The organism is Agrobacterium sp. GW821-FHT02D03, assembly GCF_059421725.1.
Map to the genome: position 1 here is coordinate 1,704,163 of NZ_JBWKVN010000001.1, position 13,697 is coordinate 1,717,859.

At 57.7% G+C, this 13,697-nt stretch carries 15 protein-coding genes; 7 read left to right on the plus strand and 8 right to left on the minus strand.

The window, feature by feature from the left end; all coding sequences use genetic code 11:
* Positions 1-5 precede the first annotated feature (5 nt).
* From ntrC to dusB, 3 genes are read right to left on the minus strand one after another with little or no spacing between them, the layout of a single operon-like run.
* Positions 6-1,457, minus strand: coding sequence for a nitrogen regulation protein NR(I) (ntrC, locus tag AC07U5_RS07955; protein WP_062425347.1), 1,452 nt, complete (start codon positions 1,455-1,457; stop codon positions 6-8).
* The gene (locus tag AC07U5_RS07960; RefSeq protein ID WP_062425348.1) at positions 1,454-2,599 is read right to left on the minus strand and encodes a two-component system sensor histidine kinase NtrB; all 1,146 of its coding nucleotides are present in this window, start codon (positions 2,597-2,599) and stop codon (positions 1,454-1,456) included. Before AC07U5_RS07960 ends, ntrC begins: the two co-directional genes overlap by 4 nt.
* Entirely contained in the window at positions 2,596-3,612 is a 1,017-nt protein-coding gene (gene dusB, locus AC07U5_RS07965; RefSeq protein ID WP_494722706.1) for a tRNA dihydrouridine synthase DusB, read from the minus strand. Before dusB ends, AC07U5_RS07960 begins: the two co-directional genes overlap by 4 nt.
* 254 nt (positions 3,613-3,866) lie before the next feature.
* Between dusB and AC07U5_RS07970 the strand changes: the two genes are divergently transcribed.
* Both AC07U5_RS07970 and AC07U5_RS07975 read left to right on the plus strand, forming a co-directional pair.
* Positions 3,867-5,054: a bifunctional 2-C-methyl-D-erythritol 4-phosphate cytidylyltransferase/2-C-methyl-D-erythritol 2,4-cyclodiphosphate synthase gene (locus AC07U5_RS07970; RefSeq protein WP_494722707.1), complete on the plus strand. Its 1,188-nt coding sequence runs from the start codon at positions 3,867-3,869 to the stop codon at positions 5,052-5,054.
* On the plus strand, positions 5,051-5,554 hold the full coding sequence (locus tag AC07U5_RS07975; RefSeq protein WP_494722708.1) for a CinA family protein: 504 nt from the start codon (positions 5,051-5,053) through the stop codon (positions 5,552-5,554). Before AC07U5_RS07970 ends, AC07U5_RS07975 begins: the two co-directional genes overlap by 4 nt.
* Here the strand turns inward: AC07U5_RS07975 and AC07U5_RS07980 are convergent.
* The 3 genes from AC07U5_RS07980 to AC07U5_RS07990 all read right to left on the minus strand — a co-directional run bounded on the left by AC07U5_RS07980 (position 5,542) and on the right by AC07U5_RS07990 (position 7,172).
* A complete protein-coding gene (locus tag AC07U5_RS07980; protein ID WP_113226128.1) occupies positions 5,542-5,991 on the minus strand; it encodes a type II toxin-antitoxin system RatA family toxin in 450 nt (149 codons plus the stop codon). The two genes, AC07U5_RS07975 and AC07U5_RS07980, sit on opposite strands and share 13 nt — an antisense overlap.
* Before the next feature lie 9 nt (positions 5,992-6,000).
* Positions 6,001-6,513: a P-loop NTPase family protein gene (locus AC07U5_RS07985; protein ID WP_494722709.1), complete on the minus strand. Its 513-nt coding sequence runs from the start codon at positions 6,511-6,513 to the stop codon at positions 6,001-6,003.
* A gap of 74 nt (positions 6,514-6,587) precedes the next feature.
* Complete coding sequence (locus AC07U5_RS07990) at positions 6,588-7,172, minus strand: P-loop NTPase family protein (protein WP_494722710.1); 585 nt, start codon at positions 7,170-7,172, stop codon at positions 6,588-6,590.
* A 191-nt stretch (positions 7,173-7,363) separates the two neighbouring features.
* Between AC07U5_RS07990 and AC07U5_RS07995 the strand changes: the two genes are divergently transcribed.
* The 3 genes from AC07U5_RS07995 to AC07U5_RS08005 all read left to right on the plus strand — a co-directional run bounded on the left by AC07U5_RS07995 (position 7,364) and on the right by AC07U5_RS08005 (position 9,468).
* Positions 7,364-7,546, plus strand: coding sequence for a hypothetical protein (locus tag AC07U5_RS07995; protein ID WP_062425355.1), 183 nt, complete (start codon positions 7,364-7,366; stop codon positions 7,544-7,546).
* 79 nt (positions 7,547-7,625) lie between these two features.
* Positions 7,626-8,357, plus strand: a complete 732-nt coding sequence (locus AC07U5_RS08000; protein ID WP_494722711.1) for an AraC family transcriptional regulator — start codon at positions 7,626-7,628, stop codon at positions 8,355-8,357.
* A gap of 178 nt (positions 8,358-8,535) precedes the next feature.
* On the plus strand, positions 8,536-9,468 hold the full coding sequence (locus tag AC07U5_RS08005; RefSeq protein ID WP_062425357.1) for a DMT family transporter: 933 nt from the start codon (positions 8,536-8,538) through the stop codon (positions 9,466-9,468).
* 28 nt (positions 9,469-9,496) lie between these two features.
* Here AC07U5_RS08005 and AC07U5_RS08010 read toward each other — a convergent pair whose 3' ends face one another.
* Complete coding sequence (locus AC07U5_RS08010) at positions 9,497-11,224, minus strand: ABC transporter ATP-binding protein (RefSeq protein WP_494722712.1); 1,728 nt, start codon at positions 11,222-11,224, stop codon at positions 9,497-9,499.
* Between the two features lie 222 nt (positions 11,225-11,446).
* Here AC07U5_RS08010 and AC07U5_RS08015 point away from each other — a divergent pair, with 222 nt between their 5' ends.
* Positions 11,447-12,661: an AI-2E family transporter gene (locus AC07U5_RS08015; protein ID WP_494722713.1), complete on the plus strand. Its 1,215-nt coding sequence runs from the start codon at positions 11,447-11,449 to the stop codon at positions 12,659-12,661.
* Between the two features lie 9 nt (positions 12,662-12,670).
* Here AC07U5_RS08015 and AC07U5_RS08020 read toward each other — a convergent pair whose 3' ends face one another.
* Positions 12,671-13,126 carry a GNAT family N-acetyltransferase gene (locus AC07U5_RS08020; RefSeq protein WP_062438880.1) on the minus strand — a complete coding sequence of 152 codons (456 nt, stop codon included), beginning with the start codon at positions 13,124-13,126 and terminating at the stop codon, positions 12,671-12,673.
* Between the two features lie 101 nt (positions 13,127-13,227).
* Between AC07U5_RS08020 and AC07U5_RS08025 the strand changes: the two genes are divergently transcribed.
* Positions 13,228-13,626, plus strand: coding sequence for a hypothetical protein (locus AC07U5_RS08025; RefSeq protein ID WP_062425360.1), 399 nt, complete (start codon positions 13,228-13,230; stop codon positions 13,624-13,626).
* The last annotated feature ends 71 nt before the right edge of the window (positions 13,627-13,697 follow it).

Consider the following 13,697-nt stretch of genomic DNA (forward strand, 5'->3'; position numbering starts at 1 on the left):
TATCCTCAGGTGGTACGAGAGCTGCGATACACGGAAACGCCGAGTTCGCGGATCTTTTTCCTGAGCGTATTGCGATTGAGGCCGAGCAGATCTGCCGCCTTGATCTGATTGCCGCGCGTGGCGGTCAGTGCCGCAAGGATCAACGGATACTCCATTTCGTGAAGTACGCGATCATAAAGGCCGGGTGGCGGCAGGTTCTCGCCGAAGCTCGAGAAATACTCCCGCATATTCTCTTCCACCGCCTGCGAGATCGTCAGGTTACCGCTGCGAACGGTCGTGCGGTCGATCGGGCTGTCTGGAACATCCGACTGGAGTTCCTGCTCGATGATCTCGCGGGTAATGACTTCCTGTGGATAAAGCGCCATCAGGCGGCGGATCAGGTTCTCAAGTTCGCGGACGTTGCCAGGCCAGGCGTAGGCCTTCATCAGTTCCAGCGCCTCACCCTCGAAGCGCTTGCCCTCAAGACCTTCCTTCTCACCTGTCTGGATGAAGTGACGGACGAGATCGGGAATGTCTTCTGCTCGGTCACGAAGCGGAGGCAGGCGCAGTGGAACGACGTTCAAACGGTAGTAGAGGTCTTCGCGGAAAAGACCTTGGTTGATCGACTGCTTCAAATCCTTGTTCGTCGCAGCGACGATGCGGACATCGGTGCGGATCGGTGTGCGGCCGCCCACAGTCGTATATTCGCCCTGCTGCAGGACGCGCAGCAAACGGGTCTGTGCATCCATCGGCATGTCGCCAATTTCGTCAAGGAACAGCGTGCCGCCTTCTGCCTGTTCGAAACGGCCAGTTGAGCGGTTCTGTGCACCGGTGAAGGCGCCCTTCTCGTGGCCGAAGAGTTCCGATTCGATCAGATCACGCGGAATGGCGGCCATGTTGATGGCAACGAAGGGACCGTTGCGGCGCTTGCCATAGTCGTGCAGCGCACGCGCCACCAGTTCCTTGCCGGTACCGGACTCGCCGGTGATCATCAGCGTCAGGTCGGTCTGCATGAGACGCGCCAACACGCGGTAAATCTCCTGCATTGCGGCGGAACGGCCGACGAGCGGCATGCCATCCTGCATGTCGTCATCGAGCTTGGCAGGCTTGCGCTTCGGCTCCGACAGAGCGCGACCGATGATGGCGATCAATTCCGTCAGGTCGAAGGGTTTGGGCAGGTAGTCGTAAGCGCCCTTTTCCGACGCCTTGATGGCGGTCATGAAGGTGTTTTGCGCGCTCATCACGAGAACCGGAAGCTCGGGACGAGCCTTCTTGATGCGCGGCAGAAGATCGAAGGCGTTCTCATCCGGCATGACCACATCGGTTATGACGAGGTCACCCTCCCCAGCCGAGACCCAGCGCCACAGCGTTGCGGCATTGGACGTGATGCGCACATCGTAACCGGCGCGGCTCAGCGCCTGGTTCAGAACGGTGCGGATAGCCGCATCATCATCGGCCACGAGAATCGTTGCTGTCATGGATTGGACCCTGTGTTCGGTATAATGCTGTCGTCCGGTGCAACTTCAGGCGAAACCGGCATCAGGACGCGAAATGTTGTGCGATGGTTCTGGCTGTCGCACTCAACGATGCCGCCATGCGCGCCGATCAGCTTTGCCACCAGCGCCAGCCCCAGGCCGGACCCGTTGGTCTTGGTGGTGATGAAGGGATCGAAGAGATGCGGCAGAAGATCTGATGGCACGCCCGGGCCATTATCGTGGACGCAGAATTCGAGCGGCAGAGAGATGCGCTCGCGGCTGCCCGCCACCGATAGGCGAATGCCCGGACGATAGGCTGTGGTCAGAATAATCTCGCCGTCTGTCTGGTTGCCGACCGCTTCGGCCGCATTCTTCACCAGATTGAGGAAGACCTGCACCAACTGATCGCGGTTGGCATAGACCGGCGGCAGGGACGGATCGTAATTTTCAGTGATCTTGATGTTGCGGGCGAAACCGGCCTTGGCAACGGCTTTGACATGGTCGAGGACCGAGTGAATATTGACCGGAAAGCGGTCCACTGGACGCTCGTCGGAAAAAATCTCCATGCGGTCGACCAGAGAAACGATGCGATCGGTTTCGTCGCAGATCAGGCGGGTCAGCGCTCTGTCCTCATCCGGAACCGATGATTCAAGCAGTTGTGCCGCACCTCTAATGCCGGACAGCGGATTTTTGATTTCGTGCGCCAGCATCGACGCAAGGCCCGTGACGGAGCGAGCCGCCGCGCGATGGGTCAGTTGACGGTCGATCTTGTCCGCCATCGACCGTTCCTGGAACACAACGACGACCGAGCCCGGCTCGCTGACAACGGGAGCGACATACAGATCGACGAGCTTGTCCTGGCCAAGGCGTGGGGAGGACAGATCGACACGATACTCATTGACGGGAGCGCGGCGTTCCCGGACCTGATCGATCAATGCCAAAAGCGGGCTGCCAAAAGGGATGAAGGTAGAAATGCGATAGCGCGCCAGATGGGCGGCACTGGCACCGAAGAAGGCCTCAGCCTCCCAATTAGCGAAAGCAACGAAGCCTTCGGCATCCACCAGAATGACGGGGTTCTGGACGGCGTTCAGAACGGCCATGGCCAAGGCGTTGCCACCCGGCGCAGAGGAATTTCCAGCGCTCATGCGGCCTTCCTTGAAGCATCGTCCTGCGCGCCGCGTTCAAGTGCGCCGCGCAGCACAGCGATGACCTCGTTCGTGTTCTTTGATGTCATGATTTGCACCTTCTCCTCCACCGTGGTTGAGGGAGCGAAGCGATCGAGATACCAGCCGAGATGCTTGCGCGCATGACGTAAGCCTGCCTCCAGACTGTAGAATTCGAGCATCATCTCGTAATGTTCAACAGCGATATTGGCGATCTCCTGCCGCGCAGGTGCTGCGTGACCGGCAAGAACAGCCGGCAACCAGGGCTGCCCCTGCGCCCCACGTCCCACCATCACCGCATCGGCGCCCGAGCGGCGCAATATCTCGGCGACATCGCTTTGCGTTTCCACGTCACCATTGGCGATCAGCGGTATGGAAATGGCGGCGCGGACGGCGCGAATTGCGTCCCAATCTGCCTTGCCTTCGTAAAACTGCATGCGGGTGCGACCGTGGATGGTGATCAGCTTTACACCTGCGGCTTCGGCCCGCGCTGCGATGTCCGGAGCATTCAGGGAGTTTTCGTCCCAACCCAGCCGCATCTTTACCGTAACCGGAACATCGACCGCCTTCACGGTGGCTTCGATGAGGGTCAGAGCATGATCGGGATCGCGCATCAGCGCGGAGCCGGAATAGCCGCCAGTCACCTTCTTTGCGGGACACCCCATATTGATGTCGATGATATCGGCGCCGTTATCGGCGGCGATTTTTGCAGCCTCAGCCATCCAGTGGGCTTCGCGTCCGGCAAGCTGAACCATATGCGGCGTCATGCCGGCATTCTTGAGACGAGCCCAGGACTCGCCCTTGTTTGCGACAAGCTCACGGCTTGCGACCATCTCGGTCACGACGAGGCCTGCACCAAAGCGCCAGGCCAGCTGACGGAAAGGAAGGTCGGTTACCCCGGACATGGGGGCAAGCACTGCCCGGTTACGAACAGCCACACCACCGATCTGAAATGATTCTGACAGCGCCGGGAGATGCAATTGGCGATCTTTCATGCAGGTAGAAAAGTTGCATTATTTTTAGACAGCGTTTTCGCGCTTGCCAAGCACCCACGCTGCTTTTTTGCGTGTTTTTTCATGAAACTTCATTGCGTAAGAGCAAGCCATGTTCAAATGACGAAGCAATAGGCGAATTTCAGCTCGTAGCAGGCGCCAATCACGGCTGGTCATTCGGCTTTTGAAACGTTAGATCACGCATGTCAATCTGGAACAGCAGCAGATACGGCATAGGGGAAATGCGGAAATCCAATATGAAAATCGGTGTCGTCATTGTCGCAGCTGGTCGCGGGGAACGCGCAGGCTCACCGGAAGAGGGTCCGAAACAATATCGGTCGATCGGCGGCAAACCCGTTATCGAGCACACGCTGAGGACGTTCCTCGGCTGGCAGAAAGCCGCAAAGATAGCAGTCGTCATTCACCGCGAGGATTTTGCTCTCTATGAGCCGATCGCACCCCGTCTGTCTGCGCCTGAGCGGATGCTCGTCGTCACCGGCGGTACAACCCGCCAGCAATCGGTTCTTGCAGGGCTCGAAGCGCTTGGCGCAGATGACGTCACGCATGTGATGATCCATGACGCAGTCCGACCATTCATCGATGCCGATCTTTTGGAACGGGTAGCTGCGCGTCTCGAAAGTGGAGCCGATGCGGTGCTGCCTGCCCTTGCGGTCACAGACACGTTGAAGCGCGGTGACGCATCGCTGGTGCGGGAGACCGTATCCCGCAGCGGCCTGTTTGCCGCCCAGACCCCACAGGCCTTTCGATACAGCGCGATCCTTGCAGCGCACCGTGATGCGGCCTCATCGGGCCAAGACGATTTTACTGACGACGCCTCGATTGCGGAATGGGCCGGACTGCCAGTCAGCCTCGTCGAAGGATCTGTCGATAATGTCAAACTTACTTTGAAGCGGGATATTGCCATGGCTGACGAAAAACTTTCTGCCGCACTTCCGGATGTACGGACCGGCAATGGGTATGATGTCCATCAGTTGGAAGACGGCGATGGTGTGACGCTTTGCGGCATCTTCATTGCCCATGATCAAAAGCTCAAGGGCCATTCCGATGCGGATGTGGCGCTTCATGCGCTGACCGATGCCCTGCTCGCCACCTGTGGTGCCGGCGATATCGGCGATCATTTTCCACCATCGGACCCGCAATGGAAGGGTGCCGCCTCGCGGATTTTCCTCGAACACGCAGCAAATGTCGTGCGTGGCAATGGCGGCACGATCATGAATGCGGATGTGTCGCTGATTGCAGAAGCGCCACGCATCGGACCGCATCGCCAGGCCATGCGCGAGAACCTGGCAGAAATCCTCGGGATCTCGCTCGACCGTTGCTCAGTCAAGGCAACCACCAACGAGATGATCGGCTTTGTCGGGCGGCGTGAAGGCATTGCAGCGATCGCGACTGCGACGGTGGTTTATCAGCAGAGGCCGGTATGAGCATCTTCCCAACGGATATCTTGGAACAGGCCCGTCACATCATCGCAAGCTTCTCTGAGGCAGGACATATGGTGTCGACGGCGGAAAGCTGCACAGGCGGTTTGATTGCCGGCGCCCTCACCGAGATTTCCGGCTCCTCCGCCGTCGTCGACCGCGGCTTCGTCACTTACACGAACGAGGCGAAGATGGACATGCTGGGCGTCTTGGAGCCGACCTTGAAAGCCTATGGCGCGGTCTCCAGGGAAACTGCGCTCCAGATGGCGCATGGCGCGCTATTTCGCTCCCGTGCTCATGTCTGCGTCGCGGTCACGGGCATTGCCGGCCCCGGTGGCGGCTCCGCCGCAAAACCGGTCGGTCTGGTGCATCTGGCAGCAAAGAGCCGCGATGGCAGGCTCATTCATCGTGAAATGCGTTACGGCGATATCGGCCGCGATCAGGTCCGTCTTTCAACCGTCAGAACCGCTTTAGAGATGGTTTTGGAGCTATCTCATTCCGCATAGATACGGTCGGCACGGGCTTCGAAAGCTTCGGCGAACATGCGGAACGCCCGATCGAACATCGAGCCCATCAGAGCGCCGAGAAGGCGGTTCTTGAACTCGTAGTCGATGAAGAAATAGACCGAGCACCCGCCATTATCGGTCGGCTCGAAGCGCCAACGATTGTCCAGATAGCGGAACGGCCCGTCAAGGTATTTGACATCGATAGCACGCTCTTCCGGCTTCAAAAGAACCTGTGTGGTGAAGGTCTCGCGGATGGCCTTGTAGCCAACCGTCATATCCGCCACCAACAGCGTCTTGCCGTCGCGCTCTTTCTTGGAGCGCACGGTGAGCCCGTCACAGAGAGGCAGAAATTCCGGATATTTCTCCACATCGGCGACGAGATCGTACATCCGGTCGGGAGAATGTTTGACAAGGCGGCGTGTTTCAAATTGCGGCATGAGCCGGAATTAATGTGCACTCCGCATAAGATCAAGGAGGCGGTACGCCTCACGTCGAGATTTCACCTGAAATATCGGGACCTCTGGACCATAAAGATCGAAATTGCGTTCGAAAAGCGGTGCGTGACGTTTCTCGAATGTCCAGATATAGGTCAGGAATTCGAGATTGGGCAACGGTTCAGCGCAACCGTCAGCCATATCTTGTCGAACGCGCCCATAGTTGCGCATGACACGACGCCCAATACCGGCCAAACAGGTGAGGCGGGAAAGGCGCATCCAGATCACGACATCGGTCCTGGGCAAGCGAATATCGAAGGTGGAGGGATTGCTTCCGTCCAACACCCAGCGATCATGAGCAACGATATCTCGGATGATGCGATGCTGCTCTCCTTGTTCGCGTTGCGTCCAATTTGTTAGCCAGCGCACATCTCGGTCAATCGAGAAGTATTCGGCTTGAAGGTGATGCGCGACCTGCCGCGAGAGCGTTGTCTTTCCGCCACCGGACGAGCCGACCACCAGCACGCGGGAAGCACGTCCCAATAATCTCGCGGCCTCTACGATATCAGAAATATAATTCGGCATCCCTGCCCCCTGCTCTACCGCTTCAGTTCACCGCCAATCGCCGAGTCGAGATCACTGAGCAGGCGATTCGTATCCTGGTAGCTTGTGAGAATGATGACCGGTAAATCCCTCCGGGCAGCCTCGAGATGCTGAACGATCTCAGGTGACTCAGCCTTTTCGAAATTCCAGATATAGGAGAGAAATTTTGCATCGATCTTTTCCGGACACCCTTCGGCCATTTCCGGTCGCACTTTGCCACGGTAACGAAGCCAGCGCTTCACGACGCTGGTCAACGACATCCAGCGGGGAAAGCGCAGCCAGATGACCGCCTCCGTCCGCGGCAGGCGAAGAGGCAGTGTGCCTGGGCTGTTGCCATCGATAATCCAGCGGTCTTCGGCTGCAAAGGCGGTCATGCGCTCAACAATCTCCGGCCTCGGTCTCAGCTTCCAGCCCGGCAGCCAGAAAATGTCGCGGTCACATGATATGTGTGGCAGTCCGAGCCGTTCGGACAGCCGGTTGCTCAGCGTGCTTTTGCCGTTGCCGGAGCACCCCATGACAAGAATACGGCGGGAGCCCTTGATGATTTCAGCGGCTTCTTTAGTGTCATTGACGATGATCATCCTCATCACCCCTGCATAGCAGTTCTTAGAAAATCGCTATTGCAACCCTGCTGGGTGGATTGCTATTAAATTAGAAGATTGTTTGCAGCCATGAGATGCAACCGAGCCAAGATGATCATTTTTTGGCGCGGTTTCGTGTCTGGCGCATTTTTCAACCATAAACAGGACCTAGGGTCCAGCCGAGAGATACGATGGACGACTTTGCCAACATCATCAACCTTCTCGAATCCGCCAAGCAACTCGCCTCGATGAATAGTATGCCGGTATTGGCTTACCTTATCGATGTAGCAAAGTGTGAAGCGCGCGAGAACAAGCCGGTTCTGCGCAAGCGCAAGCGTGGCGAATCGACGGTGAAGCAGGAGACCGAGGCCTGAACTACTGTTCAGTCCTTCATGCTTCATGTTAGAAAGTGGCCGCAAGGCCACTTTTTTTGTTTGAGGGAAGGAGAACGCCATGCAAACCGCATCTGTCGATCTTCGTTCCTATTCAAAGGAATGGCCAGAGGAACGCCATGCCTTTGTCCAGATCGTCGTGCCACTGCAAGGCAGCATGGACATTGAGGTTGGCGGGTTGCAGCAGCGCCTCTCGACCTCCAAGGCCGTTCTGATTACCGGCAATATAAAGCACAGCATTGTCACATCGGACAACAACCGCTCCCTGATCGTCGATCTCGACGAGAGATACGTCCCAGAGGCGACGCTGGAGAGATTTTGCAACAGGCCATTCATCGACCTCACTAATCGATCGTCTTCTATCGCGCGCCATATGCGACGATCCATTCACGATGGCGAACACAACTCATCCTCAACGAGGTTGTGGGCAGAGCTTCTGGTCGGAAGCTTCACGGACGAAGGGGCCGACGTCGCATCTCGACTGATGACGCTCAAAGCATTGATCGAGATCGATCCGTTTCAACCTTGGACGGTGGAGCGCATGGCGTCCGAGGTGGAGATCAGCACCAGCCGCCTGCACGCGCTATCTCTCGATTACTTTGATGCCACGCCGCACGCTCTGCTCGCCGATGTCCGGATGAAGAAAATCTGCGCGCTTCTTTCAGGCTCGTCCTTGCCGATTGCAGAGATTGCAACACGGGCGGGCTTCTCCGATCAGACGGCCTTGACGCGCGCCATGAAGAAGGCGCTCGGCACCACGCCTGCCGCCTATCGGCGCAACGCCATTTCCTGAACCGTAAGAGTTTATGTCAAGACAGGCATTTCCTACGCATGGCACATAGAGCGCCGCGCGGCTTATTGGCCGCACCGAGGACGCTCTATCTTTTTGAATCTACGCATCGTGCTTTTCCGAAAATCGATGCCGATTTTCTGGCCGATGCTGTAGCCCGCCATAGACACAAGGACATGACATGAACAAGACCGGGTTGGGGCTATTTTACGGAATGCTGGCGGGCGCGCTGTGGGGCGGGATTTTTCTTGCACCGAAGCTCATCCCGGCAGGCTTCACACCGTTGCAACTCTCCACCGCCCGCTATCTGACCTTTGGCGTTATCGCGCTTGTGCTGATTGCGCCGAAGATCAAACGTGTCTCGGCGCAGTTCGGCCGTGCAGAGTGGATAGCCCTCCTGTGGCTTAGCCTTGTTGGCAACCTGCTCTACTATGTGTTCATCTCGACCGCCGTTCAATTGAGTGGGGTCGCCTTCACCTCCATCATCATCGGCTTTCTGCCGGTCGCCGTCACCATTATCGGCAGCATGGACCATGGCGCCGTCTCGTTGAAGCGGCTCTGGCCATCCCTGTTCTTTGGCGCCGTCGGTATCATCGGCATCTCATGGCAGTCGCTTATGCATGACGGGACACCAATGGATGCTCGCAAGCTCATAGGGCTTGCAGCCGCGATCGGCGCGCTGGCATCGTGGACGGCATTCGCGGTCGGCAACGCGCGCTGGCTCGTTCGCTTGCATGCTGTCAGTGCGGATGAATGGAACCTGATGACCGGTGTCGTCACCGGCGGCATCGCGCTTGTTCTTGCTGTCCCCGCTTTCGCCTTTGGCGGTGTTGCCCATCCCGCTTCGGACTGGATGCAGTTTACCATGGTTGCCGTTGGTCTTGGCATTTCGGCATCGATTTTCGGCAACGCGCTTTGGAACCGCATGAGCCGACTTCTGCCACTAACGATGGTCGGGCAGATGATCCTGTTCGAAACCCTGTTCGCCCTGCTCTATGGCTTCCTATGGGAAGGCCGTGGACCGACGCTGATCGAAAGCGTCGCGATCGTCTCCGTCGTTCTCAGCGTCTTGCTGTGCATGCAGGCGCATCGACCGCGTAAGGTGCATGGTTGAGGGCATAGCCCTCACCCAGTTCGAACTGTCACGCAATAAGGCCAGCGCCGAACTGTGCTTCATAAAGCCGGCTGTATGGTCCTTTCGCGGCAAGAAGCTCCTGATGGTTTCCGCTTTCGACGATGCCGTTGGCATCGACCACGACAATGCGCGACGCATCTCTGATGGTTGCCAGACGATGAGCGATGATGAGCGTCGTGCGGCCTTCGGCAAGTTCACCAAGCGATTGCTGAATGGCGCGTTCGGTTTCGGTGTCGAGTGCGGATGTCGCCTCATCGAGAATGAGGATTGGCGGGTTCTTCAGGAACATGCGGGCAATCGCGAGACGCTGCTTCTGGCCGCCGGAGAGCTTGACGCCACGCTCGCCAATGACTGTCTCCATGCCGTCTGGCATGGCTTCGATGACCTGATCGAGCCGCGCGCGCCGTGCAGCAATCCAGATATCCTCATCGCTTGCGCCAAGCCGTCCGTACTCGATGTTCTCGCGCACGGTGCCGCCAAACATGAAGACGTCTTGTTGCACGATGCCGATCTGACTGCGCAGCGATGCCAACGTCATGTTGCGAATATCGATGCCGTCGATGGTAATGGCGCCGTCGGTGACCTCGTAGAAACGCGGCAGCAGCGAGCAAAGGGTCGTCTTTCCGGCCCCTGAAGGCCCGACGAAGGCGACGGTTTCGCCGGCATCAATCGTCAGATCAATGTTGGACAGGACGTGCTTTCCATCGGCATAGCCGAAACTGACGTTCCTGTAAGCGATGTCTCCACGAAGAGACGGAGCAGTGATCGCATCCGGCGCGTCGGCGATATCCGGCTCGGTATCGATCAACTCGGTAAAACGACGGAACCCGGCGATGCCCTTGGGGTAGGTTTCGATCACGGAATTGATCTTCTCGATCGGGCGGAAGAAGACGTTGACCAGCAAGAGGAAGCTGACGAAGCCACCATTGGTCAGGTCGCCGTGCAGGACGAGCCAGGCGCCGCAGATCATGATGACCATCTGCGTCAGACGCATGCTCATATAGCTGAGCGACGTACTGGCAGTCATGATCTTGTAGGCGTCGAGCTTGGTGCGGCGATAGCGTTGATTGTCCTTTTCGAACAAAGCGCGTTCGTGATCCTCATTGGCGAAAGCCTGCACCACCCGCATGCCGCCAACATTCTCCTCGATGCGGGCATTGAAGGCGCCAACGCGATTGTAGAGTGAGCGGAAATTGTTTGTCATGCGCGTGCCATACCGGCTGGTAACCCATGCCGTCAGCGGCACAATCACAGCCGTGATCAGCGCCAATGGCACATTGACCCAAAGCATCAGCAGGAAAGCGCCGATGAAGGTCATGATCGCGATGAAAAGATCTTCCGGTCCGTGATGCGCAACCTCACCGATCTCTTCCAGATCCTTGGTCAGGCGGCCGACAAGATGGCCGGTCTTCTGATTATCGAAAAAGCGGAAGGAGAGTTTCTGCAAATGGTCGAAAGCGGCACGGCGCATATCGGTTTCGATATTGATGCCGAGCATGTGTCCCCAGTAGGTGACGGTCGCCATCAGGCCGGTATTGAAGACATAGATAACCAGCAGGCCGAAAGATGCCGCCATGATGACCGGCCAGTTCGATGACGGCAGAAGAACATCGACGAGAAGCTTCACCGCCATGGGAAAGCCGAGTTCGAGAAGACCCGAGAGCACGGCGCAGGAGAAGTCGAGAATGAAGAGCCCCCGATATGGGCGATAGTAAGCAAAGAATCGGCGCAGCATGATCAATAGCCCAGAACGGAGCAGGAAACCTCAGAGGTTGTAAAAGTGCCTGTTCATTCTCACATTCATGTCAGAAGTCCAAGCTTGTTGCTCAATTTTTACCAAATTCGTTCAATATGTTTTGCGACAACATAAAAGCGAAATAACGGGGGAATAGATTGCACCCCATATCTCACCTGTGACAGTGTGACCCGCTGCTCCGGGAATGCGAAAGAGACTAGAGTGAATAAAGCCGACAATCATCATCCGGATGGAGAACACCGGTGGCTGGGTGCTGCGACCCACGCCCGGATTGCCTTGGTCCCCTCTATTTCGGCGGCGCGCTGGCTTCTGCTTTTGATTGTCGCAGCCGGGATCTACTTCTTCTACGGCTTTCTCGTTCCGGTTCTTGCCGCTCTCGTCATCGGCTTTGCAAGCTGGCCGATCTATCGGCGCCTGCTGACCCGTGTGGGCGGCAACAATACGATCGGGGCGACGGTCGCAATCCTGCTGATTATCACCTTCCTCATCGTTCCGATCGTGATTGCTGCGTCCTATACGGCCGGTGAGATTCGCGAATGGTTCGGCTGGGCCGTGGAGGTCAACAAGACGGGCGCGCCCGTTCCACAATGGATTGCAGCGCTTCCAGGTGTCGGCGTCTGGATGAGCGAACAGTGGACACGCTATGTCGGCACACCTGGCGCGATCGGCGAAGTGATCCAGCTCGTCAGCGGCGCCAATATCGGCAATATCTATCGCGCGATCGTGGCGGCAGGTAACGGAGCTTTCCACCTTGTCCTGACGCTGCTCTTCATGCTGATCGCGCTGTTTTTCGTCTATCGCAACGGTGTGGGCTTTGCCCGCCAGGTCGATCTCGTCGGCGAACGCATCCTGCCAAACCGCTGGGAGCGCATCTCACGCGTCGTTCCTGCTACGATCAGCTCCACTGTGACAGGCATGACGCTGATCGCGATCGGCGAAGGCATCATTCTCGGTATCGCCTACTGGATCGCCGGCGTCCCCTCCCCGGTGACGCTTGGTGTGTTGACCGGCGTCATGGCGCTCATCCCAGGCGGTGCGCCGCTTTCCTTCACGCTGGTCTCGCTCTATCTCCTCGCAAGCGGCTCGCCCGCGGCTGGTATCGGCCTCTTCATCTGGGGCTCGGTCGAGCTCTTCATCGTCGACAAGACGATCCGTCCGCGCCTTGTTGGCGGCCCGATCAAGCTTCCTTTCCTGCCAACCTTCTTCGGCCTTGTCGGCGGCGTGAAGACCATGGGTTTCCTTGGTCTCTTCATCGGTCCCGTGCTGATGGCGCTGCTGGTTGCCGTCTGGCGCGAATGGGTGCGCGAAGCCGAAATATCGGCGGGCGAACCCGTGATCGTCCATGACGTTATTGAGGAGGAGATAGAGCTGGTGGAGGAACCTCCAAGGCCGCGAAAGGCCGCCAGCTCCGTTTAGGCACGCCGCTTAAAGACGAAGTTCCATGAACATGCTGAGCGGATCCGGCTTGTAAGGCGGGAATGGCTCGATCTCGACAAATCCGGCCTTGCGATAAAGGCCGATCGCCTCCGGCTGACTGATGCCGGTTTCGAGGCGAATGGCTGAAAGCTTTAGCGCCTGTGCGCGTTCAATCAGCGCCGCCATCATGCGTTTTCCGATCTGAAGGCCTCTCGCTTCGGGATCGACGAACATCCGTTTGATCTCCGCCGTGCCGTCTCCAGCCTCCACCAGCGCACAACAGCCGACAATGGCTCCGTCATTTCGCGCGACCAGGAATGAGACGGTGGGCTTTTCAAGCGCCTCGAGATCGACGAGGTGGTTGCTTTCGGCGGGATAGAGCGAGGCCATGTAGGCATTCGACAAATCCATGAGGCGGGCGATTTCTGGCTGACGGGGTGATTCCGGATTGATTTCAACTGGCATGCTATTTCCATAAAAATTGGGCGGCTTCAGCCGCAATAAGACTGCAATCATATTGAATGACACGCTGAGTAAACCAGCTCTTTCGTCCGGAGAAAAGTGAAATGCGAACCGCGCTCGTCTTGATGACAATCCTCGGCTGCGACGACACGGCATCAGACTGCCGCTACATCGCGACAATGCAGCAGCGGTGGACGAGCGTTGAACTCTGCGACGCGGAGTCGGAAAAGCAGCTCGGCCAATTCACCAATGTCTCTTATCCGGTCGTCGTTGCCGTGTGTCAGATGCCGGACGCGCCCGTCGAGCAGGCAACCACCGGGCAGGACGCTCCAAAGCAAACGCCGCAAACCGAGGAGCAGGAGGAGGAGAACCTTGCGCAGCGAGCAATTGGCCGCGTACGAAAAATCCTTCCCTCAACGGAAGGTGTGAGGGAGGTTCTGGGCAAACCGGTGCGCATGGTCGAAGACAGCTATTCCTGGATTGCCAGACGCCTATCCAAGTAAGGCTTGCCACGCGTCCGTCGGACTAAAGCATGTCGCACAAACGCGTGGCGCGGTTTTGCGATAACCACATG

What these genes read in the sequence shown, in the direction of transcription:
- AC07U5_RS07975 (WP_494722708.1), top strand. Translation starts at nt 5,051, where the DNA reads ATGAGCATCTTCCCAACGGATATCTTGGAACAGGCCCGTCACATCATC.
- AC07U5_RS07970 (WP_494722707.1), top strand. Translation starts at nt 3,867, where the DNA reads ATGAAAATCGGTGTCGTCATTGTCGCAGCTGGTCGCGGGGAACGCGCA.
- AC07U5_RS08005 (WP_062425357.1), top strand. Translation starts at nt 8,536, where the DNA reads ATGAACAAGACCGGGTTGGGGCTATTTTACGGAATGCTGGCGGGCGCG.
- AC07U5_RS07960 (WP_062425348.1), bottom strand. Translation starts at nt 2,599, where the DNA reads ATGAGCGCTGGAAATTCCTCTGCGCCGGGTGGCAACGCCTTGGCCATG.
- AC07U5_RS07995 (WP_062425355.1), top strand. Translation starts at nt 7,364, where the DNA reads ATGGACGACTTTGCCAACATCATCAACCTTCTCGAATCCGCCAAGCAA.
- AC07U5_RS08000 (WP_494722711.1), top strand. Translation starts at nt 7,626, where the DNA reads ATGCAAACCGCATCTGTCGATCTTCGTTCCTATTCAAAGGAATGGCCA.
- AC07U5_RS07980 (WP_113226128.1), bottom strand. Translation starts at nt 5,991, where the DNA reads ATGCCGCAATTTGAAACACGCCGCCTTGTCAAACATTCTCCCGACCGG.
- AC07U5_RS08020 (WP_062438880.1), bottom strand. Translation starts at nt 13,126, where the DNA reads ATGCCAGTTGAAATCAATCCGGAATCACCCCGTCAGCCAGAAATCGCC.
- AC07U5_RS07990 (WP_494722710.1), bottom strand. Translation starts at nt 7,172, where the DNA reads ATGATCATCGTCAATGACACTAAAGAAGCCGCTGAAATCATCAAGGGC.
- AC07U5_RS08010 (WP_494722712.1), bottom strand. Translation starts at nt 11,224, where the DNA reads ATGCTGCGCCGATTCTTTGCTTACTATCGCCCATATCGGGGGCTCTTC.
- ntrC (WP_062425347.1), bottom strand. Translation starts at nt 1,457, where the DNA reads ATGACAGCAACGATTCTCGTGGCCGATGATGATGCGGCTATCCGCACC.
- dusB (WP_494722706.1), bottom strand. Translation starts at nt 3,612, where the DNA reads ATGAAAGATCGCCAATTGCATCTCCCGGCGCTGTCAGAATCATTTCAG.
- AC07U5_RS08025 (WP_062425360.1), top strand. Translation starts at nt 13,228, where the DNA reads ATGCGAACCGCGCTCGTCTTGATGACAATCCTCGGCTGCGACGACACG.